This is a genomic window from Nonomuraea jiangxiensis (assembly GCF_900099965.1).
In the GTDB taxonomy this organism is placed as follows: Bacteria; Actinomycetota; Actinomycetes; order Streptosporangiales; family Streptosporangiaceae; genus Nonomuraea; species Nonomuraea jiangxiensis.
The window spans coordinates 1-15,124 of record NZ_FNDJ01000014.1 but is presented as its reverse complement, the minus strand read 5'-3'; the positions used below and the strand labels follow the sequence as shown (position 1 = coordinate 15,124).

Genomic DNA, 15,124 nt, shown 5'->3' with positions numbered 1-15,124 from the left:
TGTTCGGCATCAAGGGCTTCTCGGAGCTCTACCGGATGGACGGTGCCGAAGCCGGGCCGGCGCCGGCCCGCATCGAACGAGTCGGGCCGCCTGGCCAAGCTGGTCGGAGCCCTCTTGGGAGGCGCTGGCTAAAGCGCTCTGGGCGCGTAGCGCCTCCCAAGCGGAAGACCTTGTGGCCGTTACTTGCGCTTGTTGACCTCTTCGGTGAGCTGGGGGACGACCTGGTGGAGGTCGCCCACGACCCCGTAGTCCGCCAGCTCGAAGATCGGCGCCTCCGGGTCCTTGTTGATGGCCACGATCGTCTTGGCCGTCTGCATGCCGGCCCGGTGCTGGATGGCCCCCGAGATCCCGGCCGCGATGTAGAGCTGCGGCGAGACGGTCTTGCCCGTCTGCCCCACCTGGAACTGGTGCGGATACCAGCCCGCGTCCGTGGCGGCGCGGGAGGCGCCCACGGCCGCGCCCAGGGCGTCGGCCAGGCCCTCGATGACCGAGAAGTTCTCGGCCGAGCCCACCCCGCGGCCTCCCGAGACCACGATCGCGGCCTCGGTCAGCTCCGGCCGGGCGCCCTTCTCCTGCTTGACCCGTTCCACGATGCGCGCGGCCTTGGCGGCGTCGGACAGGGTGACCGACACCTGCTCCTCGGCTCCCGCGCCGGAGGCGGCCACGGGGGCGGTCGAGTTCGGGCGTACGGCGACGATCGGCGTGCCCTTGCTCACCTTCGACCGCACGTTGACGCCGCCGCCGAAGATGGACTGGTCGGCCACGAAGCCCTCGCCGAGGCCCACGGCGTCGGTGATGACCCCGGAGTCCGTCTTGACGGCCAGCCGGCCGGCGATCTCCTTGCTCTCGGCCGTGGCGGCCACGAGCACGGCGACCGGGGACTTGTCGGCCACGAGCTGGGCGAGCAGCTCGGCCTTGGGCGCGACCACGTAGTCCACGATGTCACCGGAGTCGGCGACGTAGATCTTCTCGGCGCCGTATTCGGCGAGCCGGGACTTGGCCTCGGCGGTGATGCCGGGCCCGGCCCAGACGGCCGCGGGAGTGCCGAGCGAGCGGGCCAGGGTCAGCAGCTCCAGCGTGACCTTCTTGACCTCGCCTTCGACCTGCTCGACGAGAACGAGAATCTCCGACATATCAGTACAAACCCCCGTTCTCAGATGAACTTCTTGGAGGCGAGGAAGTCGGCGGCCTTCGTACCGCCGTCGCCCTCGTCCTTGACGATCGTGCCGGCCGCCCGCGGCGGAGCCGCCGCGAAGTCGACCACCGAGGACCACGCGGCGCCCAGCCCCACCAGGGAGGCGTCGATCGAGGCGTCGCCGATGGCCAGCGTCTCGACCGGCTTCTTCTTGGCCGCCATGATCCCCTTGAACGACGGGTAACGCGGCTCGTTGATCTTCTCCACCACGGACACGACGGCCGGCAGCGAGGCCGAGACCTTGTCGTAGCCGTAGTCGGTGATGCGCTGGATCGTGATCGAGGTGCCCTCGACGTCGACCTTGTTGGCCAGCGTGAGCTGCGGCGTGCCGAGCCGCTCGGCCAGCATGGCGGCCAGCATCCCCGTCCGCGCGTCGGTGGACTCCGAGCCCAGGATCACCAGGTCGAACCCGACCTTGTTGAGCACCTGAGCCATCGCGTACGAGGTCGACAGCGCGTCGGAGCCGTGCAGCGCGTCATCGCTGAGGTGGACGGCCTTGTCGGCGCCCATGGCCAGCGCCTTGCGGATGGTTTCGGCGGCCTTGCCGGGGCCCATGGTGAGCACGGTCACCTCACCCCCGTGGGCCTCCTTGAGCTTCAGCGCCTCCTCGACGGCATATTCGTCAAGCTCGTTGACCACGCCGTCGGCGGCGTCGCGGTCGAGCGTCTTGTCATCGGACCGCAGCTTGCGCTCGGTCGCCGTGTCGGGGACCTGCTTCACGCAGACGACGATGTTCATGGCCGGTGGCCGACCTCCCGTTTCGCGTGCGCCACCGCGTCGTCGCGGTGGGCGCGGAATGCAATGCTCTTCAGACTGCCAGGTGCCCGCCGGGCCGCTGACAGAGGGTGTGCCGTGGCGTTCCCCATTATGTTACTCGTGAGTAGGCTACGTGAAACTCGGCGGGTACGAAAAAAACACTATCGCCCTCCACCATACCGAACTTCATTCTGTTCGCTATGGCCGGCCTCAGGCCGACAGCAGGAAGACGATGCCCACCACCAGTGCCGTACCCGCGAACAACGCCAGCGTGAACGTGCTGAAGAAAGTCGAAAGCCCGAAACAGAGCCCGACCGCGCCGGCCACGCTGATCAGGTCGGCGACCAGCCGCCCGCGCCGGAAGGGGCTGCGCGAGAACAGCGCCACCCCCGCGTCGGACATCACGCCCAGCGTGTAGGCGGCCAGCAGGAACAGCGCCACCTCCGGCAGCGGCTGCCGGGCGGCGGCCGCCAGCAGCGACACGAACAGGCCCGAGCCGATCAGCCACCGCCTGCGCACCCTCTCCCGGTGCCGGGCCCTGGACTCCTCCACCGACCTGCGATGGCGTTCCTGGCCCGGCCGCCACTCCCGGGTGCTCAGGTCGTCGGTGGCGGACGGAGAGCGTACAGGGGCGCCGGACGCCCTGGGAGCGACGTGGCGGATGTGCGAGACCGGCTCGACGCCCAGCCGGGCACAGATCTGCGCGGCCGTCGGCCGCGCGGCGGGGTCGGTGGCCAGGCACTCGCGTAAGAGCGGCGCCAGCCACTCGGGCGCGCCCTCCAGGTCGGGCGGGTGGTGCACGACGCGGTAGGCGATCGCGGAGGCGGGCCCCTGCCCGTACGGCTGCCGCCCGGTCGCCGCGTACGCCAGCGTGGCCCCGAACGAGAACACGTCGGCCTCCGCGCCCGCGCTCCGCCCTTCGAGCACCTCGGGCGCCAGGTAGCCGGGCGTGCCCACCACCGCGCCCGAGGCCGTCACGGACAGCGTGTCGAGCGCGCTGGCGATGCCGAAGTCGATCACCACCGGCTCGCCCTCGGTCATCATCACGTTGGCCGGTTTGAGATCGCGGTGGATCACCTCGGCCTCGTGCATGGCCAGCAGCGCGTCGGCCAGGCCGCCGGCCAGCAGCCGCAGGTCGGCCACCGGCACGGGCACGGCGCTGAGCGGGCGACCCTGGACGTAACGGGTCACGAGGTAGGGCCTGGCGCCCTCCAGCGAGGCGTCCAGCACCTCCGCGACGTGCGGCCCGCCCACCCTGCGCATGGTCTCGACCTCGCGCGCCAGCCTGGCCAGCGCGCCGCCGTCGGCCGCGACGTGCGGGTGCAGCACCTTGACCGCGACCGTGCGCCCCTCGGCGTCCAGCGCGAGGTGCACCTCACCGAACCCGCCGGACCCGAGCCGGGAAAGGAGCTCATAGGGGCCGAGGCGCTCGCTCATATCTCATCTCTCCCCCCGAGAGCTCACCGGGACACTCAGTTCCAGGGAGTCAGGAACCCCAGCCCCAGCCCGTCCAGCAGGCTGTCGATCAGGCCGGTGATCAGACCCACCGTGCTCTGCCTGGCGTCGGTGGCCAGGTCGTCGATCACCACCGACGGCGCGCGCCACGGCTGCCACACCGGCTCCTGGCCCATCGCGAACAGCACCGCGAACAACGCCGCCGTGCCCACCAGCACGACCGCCACCAGCGCGGCGCCCGGGCTGCGGAGCACGCCGGTGAGCGTACGGGTGACGGCCTGGCGCGGCGCGCCACCGCCGGGCAGCAGGAACAGGCCCGCGGCGAAGGCGGCCGCCGCGTAGGCGGCCGCCGGGTCGGTGTCCATCCCGCCCGCCCAGTGCAGCACGCCCCAGGCGCACACGCCGAACAGCAGCGCCAGCGGCACGTGCACGAGCGTCACGAGCACGGACTTGACCAGCGCCCACGGGGTGCCGACCAGCACCAGCAGGGGATCGGCCGAACTACTGCCGCGCACCTGACGGCGTTTGACCAGGTCGCCGAAGAGGTATTCGCCGATGCGCAGCACCAGCGCCAGCGCGACGGCCACCGCGCCCACCACGACCGGCATCATGACCGTCAGCGCCACCAGCGTGACCAGCAGCAGCAGGCCCACGACCTGGCTGCCGAACAGATAGCGTTTGCGCTCGGCGGGCTGCGCGGGCGGCGGCTGGTAGGGCTTGGGCTCCTGCCGGGGCGCCGGGTAGCCCGCCACGCGCTGGTCCGTCCGCGGCACCGGCCGCCTGGCCGTGACCGGCGCGGGCACGTAGGGAGGCGGGCGCTCCTCCCGGTAGGGCGGCGGACGCTCCTCCTCACGCCGCCGCGGCGGCGCGGGTGGCGGGGGCGGCGGCGGCTCGGCCCTGCGGTAGTCGACCGGCGGCAGCAGGTCGGCGTAGGAGTCCATGGTCCGCGTCCGGTCGCCCAACCGCTTGGTGCCCGTGGGCCCGTCGAAGGACGTCTCGTTGAACGTGGTCACCGCCGGATCGAGCGCGTTGGCCAGCCGCAGCAGCTCCTGGGCGCTGGGCCGGGCCGCCGGATCGACGTCGAGTGCCCGGGTGAACCAGCTCCGCATCCACACGGGCGCCTTGTCGAGCTGCGCCCGCCCTTCCATGATGTTGTAGCAGATCGCTTCGAACGTTCCCGTGCCGAACGGCGGCACCCCGGTCGCGGCGAAGAACACCGTCGAGGCCAGCGAGTGCACGTCGGCCGCCTGGGTGATCTCGGAGTCGCGGATGATCTCCGGCGCCAGATAGCCCGGCGTGCCGACGAACATGCCCGTCTGCGTGAGCCTGGTCGCGTTCACCAGGTGGGCGATGCCGAAGTCGATGACCAGCGGCTCGCCGTCGACCAGCATGACGTTGGACGGCTTGAAGTCGCGGTGGATGACGTCGGCCGCGTGGATGGCCACCAGCGCCTGGCAGAGCCCCTGGGTGAGCTTGATGAGCCGGCGCGCCTCCAGGGTCCCCTCGGACAGGACGGTGTCCTCCAGGGTGCGGCCGGGGGCGAAGCGGGTCACCACGTACGGCTGGCCACCGACGAGCTCGGCGTCGATCACCTCCGCGACGTATGCGCTGCGCACCCGGCGCATGGTCTCGACCTCGCGGGTCAGCCGGTCACGGGCCTTGAGGTCGGCGGCCACGTGCGGATGCAGGACCTTGATGGCGACCTCGCGGCCCTCGCCGTCGATGCCCAGATGGACGACTCCCATGCCGCCCTCGCCGATCTTCCTGACCAGCCGGTAGGGCCCAAGGCGCTCTGGTGCTTGGATGCTCATCGCCGCCTTCCCAGCATCAGCCACCCTTCAAGTCGTCGAGCAGCTTCGTCACTGCGCTGACGTCCAGTGGAGTCCATACAGCCCCCCTTGGCGTGTCCCCGAACGTGCCCGCGGCGAGGATCAACGAGAGCACGGCGCCCACCGCCAGCGCTCCCGCGGTCACCATCGCCGCTGTTCTTGAGGGTACGAGCGATGAGAGCGTTCTGCGCATCTGTTTGCCAGGACCCTCGACTCCGGGACCCGCGCACAGGGTCCACAGCGCGATCGCCGCACCCCATGCCAGGGCGTTGGCGGAGGCCATCTTCGCGGCCACCGTGAGCAGCAACGTCACCGGCAGCCCGAGGATGAGCGCGTAGAGCATGAGGGCGATCGTGATGCCGACGGACTTGGCCAGCGCCTGCGGCTGGGCGAACACCCTGACCACGTCCAGCGCCGCGGCCCCCGCCGCCCTGCGCCCCGTCAGCTGTGGCTGGGCCAGGTCGGCCGCGCGCAGCAGGATCGCGACCGGGAGCGCCACGATCGCCACCAGGACGGGCGCGAACACGGCCGCCACGATCATGAGGACCAGCAACATGGCGCTCGCCACGCCGTACGCCTTCGAACGCTGCAACATCCTGCCCGGTGGCACGGACGGGATGTACGGCTCCCGCTTGGTCATCGGGTCCGGCGGGAATTGCGGCTGCGCCGGGATGTAGGGCGGCGGATGGGCCGGACTCGGGCCGCGCCTGTAGTCGGGCGGCTCGGGGTTGACGGCGCCGGCCATCGGGCCCGAGTTGGGCGGCGGGCCCTGGTTGGGCCTGACGAACTCGGACGAGTCTGGACGCACCCGCCTGGTGGGCACGTCCCCGTCGGGGGCTGGGCGACCGTGGTCGTTGGCCGGCGGCGGCTGCTGCCACGGCTGCGACTGCGACTGCGCGGCGGCCTCGCGCTGGATCTGCCGCAGCTCCTCCGGCGAGACCCGGCGGGTCGGCCACGGGTCTGCCTGGTTGGGCAGGAGCGAGACGTAGGGCTGGTCCGGCGGCGGCGTGGCCTGCTGCTGCTCCTGGCTCTCCAGCAGCCGCTTGGGCGTCACCGGAGGCGTGGACATCTCGTAGGACGGCCTGTCGGCCGTCCCGGACGGCTGCAGCCGCGCCGCGATGTCACCGGACTGCTGGTGACCGGGCGGGGTCGCGAAGTCACCCGCCTGCTGGTGGGCAGCCGGGGGCGCGAAATCGCCCGACGCCTGGTGAGGAGGCGGGGAGGCGAAGTCACCCGACGCCTGGTGGGGAGGCGGCGAGGGGAGGTCGATGCGCTGCCGGAAGGGCGGCGGGGCCCCGTGGTCCGCCGCCGGCCGCGAATCGGGGCGCGGCACGGTCGAGATCTCGTCCGGCCGGCCGCCCGGTGGCGACGCGGGCAGCAGCCTGGCGGCCTGCTCGGCCAGCTCGGGCGCCTTGGGGCGCTTGTTCGGATTGCGGTGGAAGGCCGACTTGAGCAGAGGCTGCAACGTCGCCGGGGCGGCGCTGATGTCGGCCTTGCCCGCGGTGATGTTGTAGAAGATCATCTCCAGCGTGCCCTTGCCGAAGGGCGGCTGGCCGGTGGCCGCGTACAGCAGCGTGCCCGCCCAGGCGTGGATGTCGACCTCGGGGCCCGCCTCCTGCCCCTCGATGATCTCGGGCGCGAGGTAGCCGGGCGTGCCGATGAACATGCCCGTCTGCGTCAGCCTGGTCGCGTCGACCGCCTGCGCGATGCCGAAGTCGATCAGAACGGGCTCGCCGTCGAGGATCAGCACGTTGCCCGGCTTGAGGTCGCGGTGGATCACGCCCACGGAGTGCACCACGGCCAGCGCCTCGGCCACCCCGTGGGCGACCCTGATCAGCGCCGGCAGGTCGAGCGGCCCGTCGGACTTGACGATCTCGTCCAGCCCGCGTCCGGGGACGTAACGGGTGACGATGTACGGACGATGACCTGTCACGTCGGCGTCGAGCACCTCGGCGATGAACTTGCTCCGCACCCGGCGCATCGTCTCGACCTCGCGCGCAAGCCGCCGTCTGGCGACCTCGTCACCGGCGACCTCTCCACGCAGGACCTTGACCGCCACCTGCCGCCCCTGCGGGTCGACGGCCAGGTGGACAACGCCCATCCCGCCTTCACCGAGCCGCCTGAGCAGCCGGTAAGGGCCTAGTCGGTCATCGTTCATGGCATGAAGCACCATACCGGCTTAATCCCCGCCCACGAGATGAACCATGAGGCCACATTCCCACTCGTACAACGTCCAGAAACGCCTCATCGGTTTCCCATCCAACGGTCTCGAATCGGCTTCAGTTTTCCGTCGAGGCGCCCGGCAGGCCGTCAACCGGCCAGGGAAAGCACCTCTGCACTCTTCAGACCGGCGAGCGCGGCCCCTGATACGGCGAGTTTCGATCTGCGTACGCCGCTGCCGATCACCACGCGGGCGTGCTCGGCCACGTGCGTGTCCACCAGCACCGGCCAGTCGCCCGGCAGGCCCAGCGGGGTGATGCCGCCGTATTCCATCCCGGTCAGCTCCACCGCGTCCGACATCGGCGCGAAGCTCGCCTTGCGGGCGTCGAGGTGCTTGCGGACCACGCCGTTCACGTCCACCCGCATCGTCGCGAGCACCATGCACGCCGCGTAACGCGTCTCGCCGCCCCGCTTGGCGGCCACGACCACGCAGTTGGCCGACTCGTCGAGCCTGACGCCGTAGCGCTCGCAGAACGCCGCCGTGTCGGCCAGCTCGGGATCGATCTCCGCCACCTCGACGCCGCCGACGTCCGGCACGGCGAGCGCCACCGGATCGGCCAGCAGGTCGGTCCGCTCGGTCGCGGGCACCCAGTGCAACGTCATCCCATCTCCTCGATCGCTCCTCCCAGGACCCTAACGCCGCCCCGGAGGTGCGCTGTCACGGGGATTGCAACACTCGCTGGTGCAACTGCGTGACCGCGGCGCGGGCCGACTCCATGGCCCCGGCCTGCCAGGCGATCAGGTGGGTGAGCCAGTCGCCCGCGAAGTAGACCCTTCCGGCCGGGCGTTGCAGAAGAGTGAAGGACGAATCAAAGTCCGGCCAGCGTACCCAGCCTCCCTGGATGTGCTCCTGGCGCTCCCAGGCGATGGAGACGCTGGAGAGGACGTTCTGGCGGTACTTCTCGCCGTGGATCTTCTTGCCCTGGGTGAGCGCCCTGCTCCTGCGGTCTTCCGGGGTGAGGGCTCCGTAGAGCTCGGCCTCGCGTTCGGAGTTGTAGTAGCCGACGACGAGGCCGCGTTCGCTGTGGTAGCCGTGGGAGGGATACCAGATGTGGGTGATGTCCAGGTCCGTCTCGGTCACTCCGCCGTAGATGCGGTCCTCCAGCTCCCACCAGCGCCTGGAGTACTCCAGGCCGATCTTGCCGGCGGCCACCGGGACCGGGGTCGCGAGCGCGGAGGTGATCTGGGCGCCGAGGTTGTGCGGGATCCTGGCGAGGACGTGCGGCGGGAGGGCGGCGATGCAGTAGTCGGCCTTGAGGCTGCCGCCGTTCCAGACGACCTCCACGCCGTCCGCCATCGACGTGATCTTGGTGACCTTGGTGCCCGTTCTGATGCGGTCCTGGCCGACCGCCTCGGTGAGCTTGGCGACGATCGCGTCCATGCCGCCGACCGGCTGGAACATGGGCGAGGCCTGGTCGTAGCCGAAGTCGTTGGTGATGGAGCGGCCGGTGCCGGCCGCGAGGATCTGGTGGAGGGTGCCGGGGGGCGGGATCGGGGTGCCGGTGTCGAGCGCCGGAAATTTCACGAAACCGCGCCGGTCGGAGTCGACGTAGTCCAGCTTGGGGCCGAGGTCGCCGAACCTTCTGAGGAAGTCCAGCAGGCGCTCCTGGTCGGCCTTGGTGATGACCTTGTCCAGGGCGCCGATGTCGGTGGCCTTGGCGAGTAATTCGGCGACAGATCCGTACATGTCGGCTCGGGCGGTGCGCGCGCGGACGGTCCGGCCGTTGGTGTGCACGTAGGCGGCGGCGTTGTTGTTGATGAACGTCTCGATGGGGATGCCCAGCTCGCGGCAGTAGTCGAGGGTCACCATCCAGGGCGCGATCCGGCCGGGGCCGGCGTTGAAGTACAGGCCCTCGCCGAACTTCACGTCCTGCGCGGGGCCCTTCAGCTCCGTCAGCCGGTCTCCGCCGCGCAACGTCAGGTTCCGGCCGCCCGCCTTGCTCCTGGCTTCGAGGAGCGTGCAGTCGTAGCCGGCCTTGCCGAGCTCGTACGCGGCCGTCAGGCCGGCCACGCCGGCGCCGAGGATCACCACCTTGGCCGCACCCTTGCCGCGCAGGGCGAAGTCGCCGGGCCTGGGGGCCACGAACTCCTTGTCCTGCTCGGCCGGTGCCAGGCCGAGGGCGCCCATGGCGGCGTACATGGCGCCCGCGCCACCCACCGCCCCGATCCCGACGAGCAGCCCCCGCCGAGTCAGTGCCGCGCCTTCCACGTCCAACCGCTCCCTACACCCGATCCCAACAACCAGTCCTCAACCCGCCCCCACGTGCGACGAGCCCCTTACCATGCCCCACTACGCCACCCTCGCCCGCAGCGCCCCGACCTGCCTGCTCCCATTCGCCCGGCCCGGCCCTGCGGCGAACCCGCTTGTCCTGCTGCGTTTCGTCCGCTCCTCGCTGGCGGCGGTCAGCGGAGGGGCCGGTCAGCGGAGGGGCCGGTCAGCCGTAGGGGCCGCTGCCGCAGGCGATCTGGCCTCCGATGGTGGCGAAGATGCCGAACAGGGCCATGATCTGGGTGAAGTCATCCGTGGTGAACTCCGTGTGACGCGCCCCGACCGACTTCACCCCGGGGATGAGCGCCACGGCCGCGGCGATGGCGGTGGAGTTCCACTCCACCCCCAGCGTGTACGGCGCCGCCACCTCGTACGGTGTGAAGTCGCTCAACCGGCCGAGCCCGCGCACCATGGCCTCACGGATCCGTTCCTGGGCGACGCTGGGCGGCAGCAACTCGGCTGAGAACTTGTCGATCCCCTTCTTCACCGCGACCGTCTCGACGTCGCCGAGCAGCTCGCGTGCCTCTTCACCGACGGCCTCGTCCCCGGTCACCACCACGACCGGCACCCCGTGGAACCCGGCGCACGCAGCGACGAGCCGGGTCTCGCCGCACAGGTCGCCGTTGAGGTAGACGTTCTGGATCTCCTTGCCCATCCAGGTGTGGTTCAGGACGCCGTGCGGCACGCCCGCCCGCGCGTGGTAGCCCACGAAACAGGCGGCCTGGAATGATCCGTCCAGCCCCTGGGCCATCCGCTGCGCCTTGCCCGGACCCCGGATGAGGCTGGCCCGGGGATCCAGCAGGTCGATCCGGAGGTTCTTGGTGGACCCGTGGGCATCGTTGACCAGCACGCTGGACGCCCCGGCAGTGAAGGCGCCGTCGACGGCGGCGTTGGCGTCGGCGGTCATCAACTCGCAACCACGCTCGTAGCCGCGCTTACCGGCATGCATCTCCTCGGGGTCGGTCAACCCCGTCACGCCCTCCATGTCCACCGACAGATAAACCTTCACGCGCCTTCACCCTCCTCGCCTTACACGAACCCGCCGGTCACCCCTCACGCACGCCACCTTCCAGCCGTACGACTTCCACCCCGGCCCGTACGACTTTCCAGCTCCAGCCCGGTCTGTACGTCTTTCCAGCCCGGCCCGTGCATCCTTCCAAGCCGCTCGTTCGACCACCCAGGTCGTCCGGGCAACCTTCCAAGCCGTGCGTGTGACCTTCCAAGCCGTGCGACCGGGATCCGACCAGCACCGCTGACGGCAACCATAGGCGGCTCGCCGACCCCACCCGCCCCCAGCCCCACCATCCCGACCAACGCTCCAGCCCTCTGACCACGGACCACCCAACCCCGGCCCATCGACTCGACGGCAACCGGCGGTCGAGGCGGGGACATCGGGTCCAGGGCGCCGGCGATCGGGACACCAGGGCGCGGGTTGGGGAGGACGGGCGCTGGACACGACGGGCGCTGGGCGGATCCGGGGGTCGGCGGTCGGGATACCAGGGCGTGGGTTGGGAAGGGCGGGGGCTGGTGACGGCGGGGGCTGGGCTGGAAGTCGTACAGGCCGGGGCCGGGAAGGGGCCCGGGGGTTAGAGGCCCCATGTCTCCACCCGGTGTATCTCGGCCTCCGTCATGAAGCCCACGTTCGCCGTGATGAACGCGGCCGCCTGGTCGCGCCACTGGGCCGGGATCTCGTCGATGGCCGGTGGGTAGCAGTGGTCGAGCCAGCTCGTCGACTCCTCCGTGGCCTCGAAGTAGTCCAGTGCCTTGGCGAACAGCGTGCGCTCGATGCCGGGGATGCGCGCCAGCCCGTACTCGACCATCTCCTGGCCGCCGTAGGGCGGCTGCTCCAGCCACTTCTGGGCGGGTTTGCTCTGGGCGGTGAGGGGCGTGTTGAGCGGGCGGCGTTCGACGGCGGCCTGGATGAGCTCCTTGTAGAGGCACTTGCCGCAGGTGCGGCAGGGGCCGTCGGTGCCTCGCAGGCACCAGCGCACCTTGTCCTTGAGGTCGGACTGCAGCGCCAGGCGCATGGTGACCGCCTCGCTCACACCGCCCACGGGGAGCACGATGTGCACGCCCGCCACGGCGAATAACGTGCCCCACGCGCCGTGCGGCGCCCACATGGGGTTGTCGGGCGTGTAGTGACCCACGTAGCGGTCACCGCCGAGCCAGCGTGAACCGAGTTCATAGCCGAAGCCCAGGGCGCCGAGGTTCAGCCGGTCGGCGAGGAGTAACGCGCCTGCCGCCACCGCGTGGTGCTCGGGGTAGCCCGGGCGGGGCTCGGCCAGCGTGAACTCAAGGTCCGACGTGACGGTGGTCAACTCACGCCCGGTCTTGGTGGCCAGCTCGGCCAGCACGTCGGAGCGGTAGTGCGTCCAGCGGTTGGGGATGCGTGGGTGATCCACGCGGCGGAAGTGCAGGAACGGGGCTTCCGGGTACATGGTGGCCGCCGCCACGGAGTCCGCGCCGCCGCTGTACGAGATCGCCAGCGTGCTCCCCGCCGGGCGGGACTCCACCCCGACCGGTCCCGCCTCGATGCCCCAGCCGTCGTGGATGGCCTGGGCGAGTTCGGGGGATATGGCGCGGTCGAACGTGATCCGCTTCCTGGTCCACGGCGCCACGATCGTCCAGGCGGCGAGAGCGAAGAGGTCCGGGTGGGCGTCGTCCGGAACGCCGCCGATGGAGCAGGAGTTCGTGGCCAGCTTGACGGGATAGTCGTCGCTGGCCTTTCCGGTGATCTCGTCCTCCGGATCGAGCCGGAAGGTCAGCTCCACACCGGTCTCTCCGGACGTACTGCGCCACTGCACACGCACGGCTACTGACCTTCCCGCCGTACCAGGCCCTCGTCGGAGGAGAGCCTCGCGACCGCGCCCCGGCCGGCACCCGAGGGTCCGGCGGGCCCGCTGAACACCGGGGTGCCCGTGGCCCCGCCGGACGCAGGTGCGGCCGCGGTCTCGGCGGCGTCCTGGCGGGCGCGGAGGTCGTCGATGGCCTGCCAGACGAGTACCTCGTTCTGCAGCACGCCGTCCAGGGCCTTGGCCGTCTCCTGGGCGAGCCTGCGGGCCTCATCGATTTTCGCCTTGTCGGCCACGGGCGGGCGGGCGGTCCGCAGCCGCTCCACCTCACTCTGGAGAGTCGCCATCTCGCGCCGGAGGGTCTGGACTTCCCAGAGCGCGTCCCTGATGTCCTGACGGTGATCAGCGATCGAGATGTAGCGGGAGTCGAACCACGTACGCACGGCCTTCCGGAGCCGCGCGGGGACCAGGACGCGCATCATGAAACGCCACCATAGTGGCAAACCATCATCCAAAAGGACGGCCTCCCCGAATAGGTTGGCATTGCCCGTCCGGTTTGTCGGAATGCGCCAGAAAGGCCGGATACATCGGGCAAGCGCGGTGGCGAGGGACAGCATGGCGGTGATCGGTTCACCTAAAGATCGAGCACAGAACGTGCATGGCTGCTAACGTTCAGCGACATGCCCACCTCCGTGCATGACGCCTTGAACGCCTTGTTTCGGAACCGGCCGACCCTCGCCATCGAGCTCCTGGACGACGCCTTCGAGATCGACCTCCCGGCGGACACGCTGGTCGAGGTCGCCCCCACCGACCTGAAGGACATTCCCGTCCTCGATCGCGACCTCGACCTGTTCTTCTCCGTCGGTCGGCGGTGCGAGCCCTCCCACGGGGTCATCGTCGAGATGCAGCAGGCCCTGCGCGAGGAGGAGCGGCAGGACTGGGCGCGGCGGGCCGCCGGGGTCTGGCTCCGGCTGAACCGGCCCGTGCTCCTGCTCGTCCTCGCCCCCGACCCGCAGGTCGCCGCCTGGGCCTCGCAGCCGATCGTCACCAGCCTGCCGGGGTACGTCCTGCACCCGCTGGTCGTCGGCCCCGACCAGATCACGATCTTCTCGGACCCGTCCGAGGCCGCCGACTGTCTGGAACTGGCCGTCCTGTCAGTCGTGGCGCACGGCAAGGATCGAGAGGTGGTCGAAACGTTCCTGTCGGCGCTGTCCAAGGTCGACGAGGACCACGGCGCCCAGTACCACGAATACGCCTACTGCCTGGCCTCCGCCGACGTCAGGCAGGTCATGGAGGAGATCATGTCGTCCGCCACGTGGCCGGTCTACAGCCCGTTCGCCCGCGAGCACTTCACGAACGGCCGCGCCGCCGGGCTGTCGGAAGGCAAGGCCAGGGCCGTACTGACCGTGCTGAAGGCCCGGGGCGTGGCCGTCTCCGACGACGCCCTCACGGCCATCACGTCATGTACGGACCAGGAGCGGCTGGACGATTGGGCGCACCGGGCGGCCACCGCGCTGACCGTCGACGAACTCTTCGAATAGCAGCCCGTCGGCCCCGGCCGGCAAGCCGCGCCCTTCCACCGCTATTCGCCGGTGAACTTGGGCCTGGCCTTGTCCATGAACGCCCGCATGCCGATCCTGGCGTCCTCCGTGGCGAAAAGGCCGGAGAACTGCAGGCGCTCGATCTCCAGCCCGGTGTCCAGGTCCACCTCCAGGCCCTGGTCCACGGCCTGCTTGGCGGCACGCAGAGCGACCGCGGGGCCGCCGACGAACGTGGCGGCCCATTCCAGGGCGGCCGTGTACACCTGCTCGTCGGGGACCACCCGATCGACCAGGCCCAGCGCCAGTGCCTCGGCGGCGGGGACGTGGCGGCCCGTGAAGATCAGGTCCTTGGCCCGTGCCGGGCCGATCAGGCGTGGCAGGCGCTGGCTGCCGCCCGCGCCGGGGATGAGGCCGAGCAGGATCTCCGGCTGGCCCAGCTTGGCCGACTCCCCCGCCACCCTGAAGTCGGCGCAGAGGGCCAGCTCACAGCCGCCGCCCAGGGCGTATCCGGTGATGGCGGCTATGACGGGCTTGCCGATCTGGGAGACCGAGGTGAAGCAGGCCTGGAGCGTACGGGAATGGGTGGACATGTCGGCATAGGACATGTCGGCCATCTCTTTGATGTCCACACCCGCGGCGAAGACCTTCTCCCCGCCGTAGAGGATGACGGCCTGCACCTGGCTGTCGGCGTCCACCAGGCGGGCCGCCTCGTCGATCTCCCGTTGGGCCTGGCCGTTGAGGGCGTTCATCTTCGGACGGTCAAGACGGATCGTGGCGATCTGGTCGGCCACCTCGACGCTCACAAACTCAGCCATGGCTCGAACCTAACAGAGCCGAGATCCATGATCCCTCCCACGACGCGGCCCACCCGGCGGCGGAGCGGACGGTCACCAGAGGAAGGCTGCGCGGACGGTCAGCGGGCGAGGGCGGAGCGGGGCGGTCACCAGGCGAATGCTGCGCGGACGGTCAGCAGGCGGGGGCTGCGCGGACGGTCAACGGGCGGCGGCCGAGCAGGCGGTCAGCGGGCGAAGGCCGCGCGGGCGGCCAACGGGCGGCGGCGGCCGAGC

Annotated in this window: 12 protein-coding genes; 1 reads left to right on the top strand and 11 read right to left on the bottom strand. The window is 70.6% G+C overall.

Annotation, left to right across the window (positions count from 1 at the left end):
• Positions 1 to 179: 179 nt before the first annotated feature.
• The 10 genes from BLS95_RS28985 to BLS95_RS28940 form a co-directional block, all read right to left on the bottom strand.
• Entirely contained in the window at positions 180 to 1,133 is a 954-nt protein-coding gene (locus BLS95_RS28985; RefSeq protein WP_090938149.1) for an electron transfer flavoprotein subunit alpha/FixB family protein, read from the bottom strand.
• A gap of 20 nt (positions 1,134 to 1,153) precedes the next feature.
• Positions 1,154 to 1,933 carry an electron transfer flavoprotein subunit beta/FixA family protein gene (locus tag BLS95_RS28980; RefSeq protein ID WP_090938146.1) on the bottom strand — a complete coding sequence of 260 codons (780 nt, stop codon included), beginning with the start codon at positions 1,931 to 1,933 and terminating at the stop codon, positions 1,154 to 1,156.
• Between the two features lie 228 nt (positions 1,934 to 2,161).
• On the bottom strand, positions 2,162 to 3,388 hold the full coding sequence (locus BLS95_RS28975; protein ID WP_090938143.1) for a serine/threonine-protein kinase: 1,227 nt from the start codon (positions 3,386 to 3,388) through the stop codon (positions 2,162 to 2,164).
• A 35-nt stretch (positions 3,389 to 3,423) separates the two neighbouring features.
• A complete protein-coding gene (locus BLS95_RS28970; RefSeq protein ID WP_090938142.1) occupies positions 3,424 to 5,217 on the bottom strand; it encodes a serine/threonine-protein kinase in 1,794 nt (597 codons plus the stop codon).
• A 16-nt stretch (positions 5,218 to 5,233) separates the two neighbouring features.
• The gene (locus BLS95_RS57015) at positions 5,234 to 7,393 is read right to left on the bottom strand and encodes a serine/threonine-protein kinase (RefSeq protein ID WP_245765349.1); all 2,160 of its coding nucleotides are present in this window, start codon (positions 7,391 to 7,393) and stop codon (positions 5,234 to 5,236) included.
• Positions 7,394 to 7,545: 152 nt separating this feature from the next.
• On the bottom strand, positions 7,546 to 8,058 hold the full coding sequence (locus BLS95_RS28960; RefSeq protein ID WP_090938139.1) for a YbaK/EbsC family protein: 513 nt from the start codon (positions 8,056 to 8,058) through the stop codon (positions 7,546 to 7,548).
• Positions 8,059 to 8,113: 55 nt separating this feature from the next.
• Positions 8,114 to 9,664, bottom strand: a complete 1,551-nt coding sequence (locus BLS95_RS28955) for a flavin monoamine oxidase family protein (RefSeq protein WP_245765348.1) — start codon at positions 9,662 to 9,664, stop codon at positions 8,114 to 8,116.
• Positions 9,665 to 9,890: 226 nt separating this feature from the next.
• Positions 9,891 to 10,733 carry a M55 family metallopeptidase gene (locus tag BLS95_RS28950; protein WP_090938136.1) on the bottom strand — a complete coding sequence of 281 codons (843 nt, stop codon included), beginning with the start codon at positions 10,731 to 10,733 and terminating at the stop codon, positions 9,891 to 9,893.
• Positions 10,734 to 11,310: 577 nt separating this feature from the next.
• Positions 11,311 to 12,534, bottom strand: a complete 1,224-nt coding sequence (locus BLS95_RS28945; protein WP_245765347.1) for a DUF6395 domain-containing protein — start codon at positions 12,532 to 12,534, stop codon at positions 11,311 to 11,313.
• Positions 12,535 to 12,536: 2 nt separating this feature from the next.
• Positions 12,537 to 12,998 carry a hypothetical protein gene (locus tag BLS95_RS28940; protein WP_176993434.1) on the bottom strand — a complete coding sequence of 154 codons (462 nt, stop codon included), beginning with the start codon at positions 12,996 to 12,998 and terminating at the stop codon, positions 12,537 to 12,539.
• Positions 12,999 to 13,196: 198 nt separating this feature from the next.
• Here BLS95_RS28940 and BLS95_RS28935 point away from each other — a divergent pair, with 198 nt between their 5' ends.
• Positions 13,197 to 14,057, top strand: a complete 861-nt coding sequence (locus tag BLS95_RS28935) for a hypothetical protein (RefSeq protein WP_090938133.1) — start codon at positions 13,197 to 13,199, stop codon at positions 14,055 to 14,057.
• A gap of 41 nt (positions 14,058 to 14,098) precedes the next feature.
• Here the strand turns inward: BLS95_RS28935 and BLS95_RS28930 are convergent, their stop codons facing one another.
• On the bottom strand, positions 14,099 to 14,872 hold the full coding sequence (locus BLS95_RS28930; RefSeq protein WP_090938130.1) for an enoyl-CoA hydratase/isomerase family protein: 774 nt from the start codon (positions 14,870 to 14,872) through the stop codon (positions 14,099 to 14,101).
• Between the last annotated feature and the right edge of the window lie 252 nt (positions 14,873 to 15,124).

What these genes read in the sequence shown, in the direction of transcription:
- BLS95_RS28960 (WP_090938139.1), bottom strand. Translation starts at nt 8,058, where the DNA reads ATGACGTTGCACTGGGTGCCCGCGACCGAGCGGACCGACCTGCTGGCC.
- BLS95_RS28935 (WP_090938133.1), top strand. Translation starts at nt 13,197, where the DNA reads ATGCCCACCTCCGTGCATGACGCCTTGAACGCCTTGTTTCGGAACCGG.
- BLS95_RS28970 (WP_090938142.1), bottom strand. Translation starts at nt 5,217, where the DNA reads ATGAGCATCCAAGCACCAGAGCGCCTTGGGCCCTACCGGCTGGTCAGG.
- BLS95_RS28985 (WP_090938149.1), bottom strand. Translation starts at nt 1,133, where the DNA reads ATGTCGGAGATTCTCGTTCTCGTCGAGCAGGTCGAAGGCGAGGTCAAG.
- BLS95_RS28980 (WP_090938146.1), bottom strand. Translation starts at nt 1,933, where the DNA reads ATGAACATCGTCGTCTGCGTGAAGCAGGTCCCCGACACGGCGACCGAG.
- BLS95_RS28930 (WP_090938130.1), bottom strand. Translation starts at nt 14,872, where the DNA reads ATGGCTGAGTTTGTGAGCGTCGAGGTGGCCGACCAGATCGCCACGATC.
- BLS95_RS57015 (WP_245765349.1), bottom strand. Translation starts at nt 7,393, where the DNA reads ATGAACGATGACCGACTAGGCCCTTACCGGCTGCTCAGGCGGCTCGGT.
- BLS95_RS28975 (WP_090938143.1), bottom strand. Translation starts at nt 3,388, where the DNA reads ATGAGCGAGCGCCTCGGCCCCTATGAGCTCCTTTCCCGGCTCGGGTCC.
- BLS95_RS28940 (WP_176993434.1), bottom strand. Translation starts at nt 12,998, where the DNA reads ATGATGCGCGTCCTGGTCCCCGCGCGGCTCCGGAAGGCCGTGCGTACG.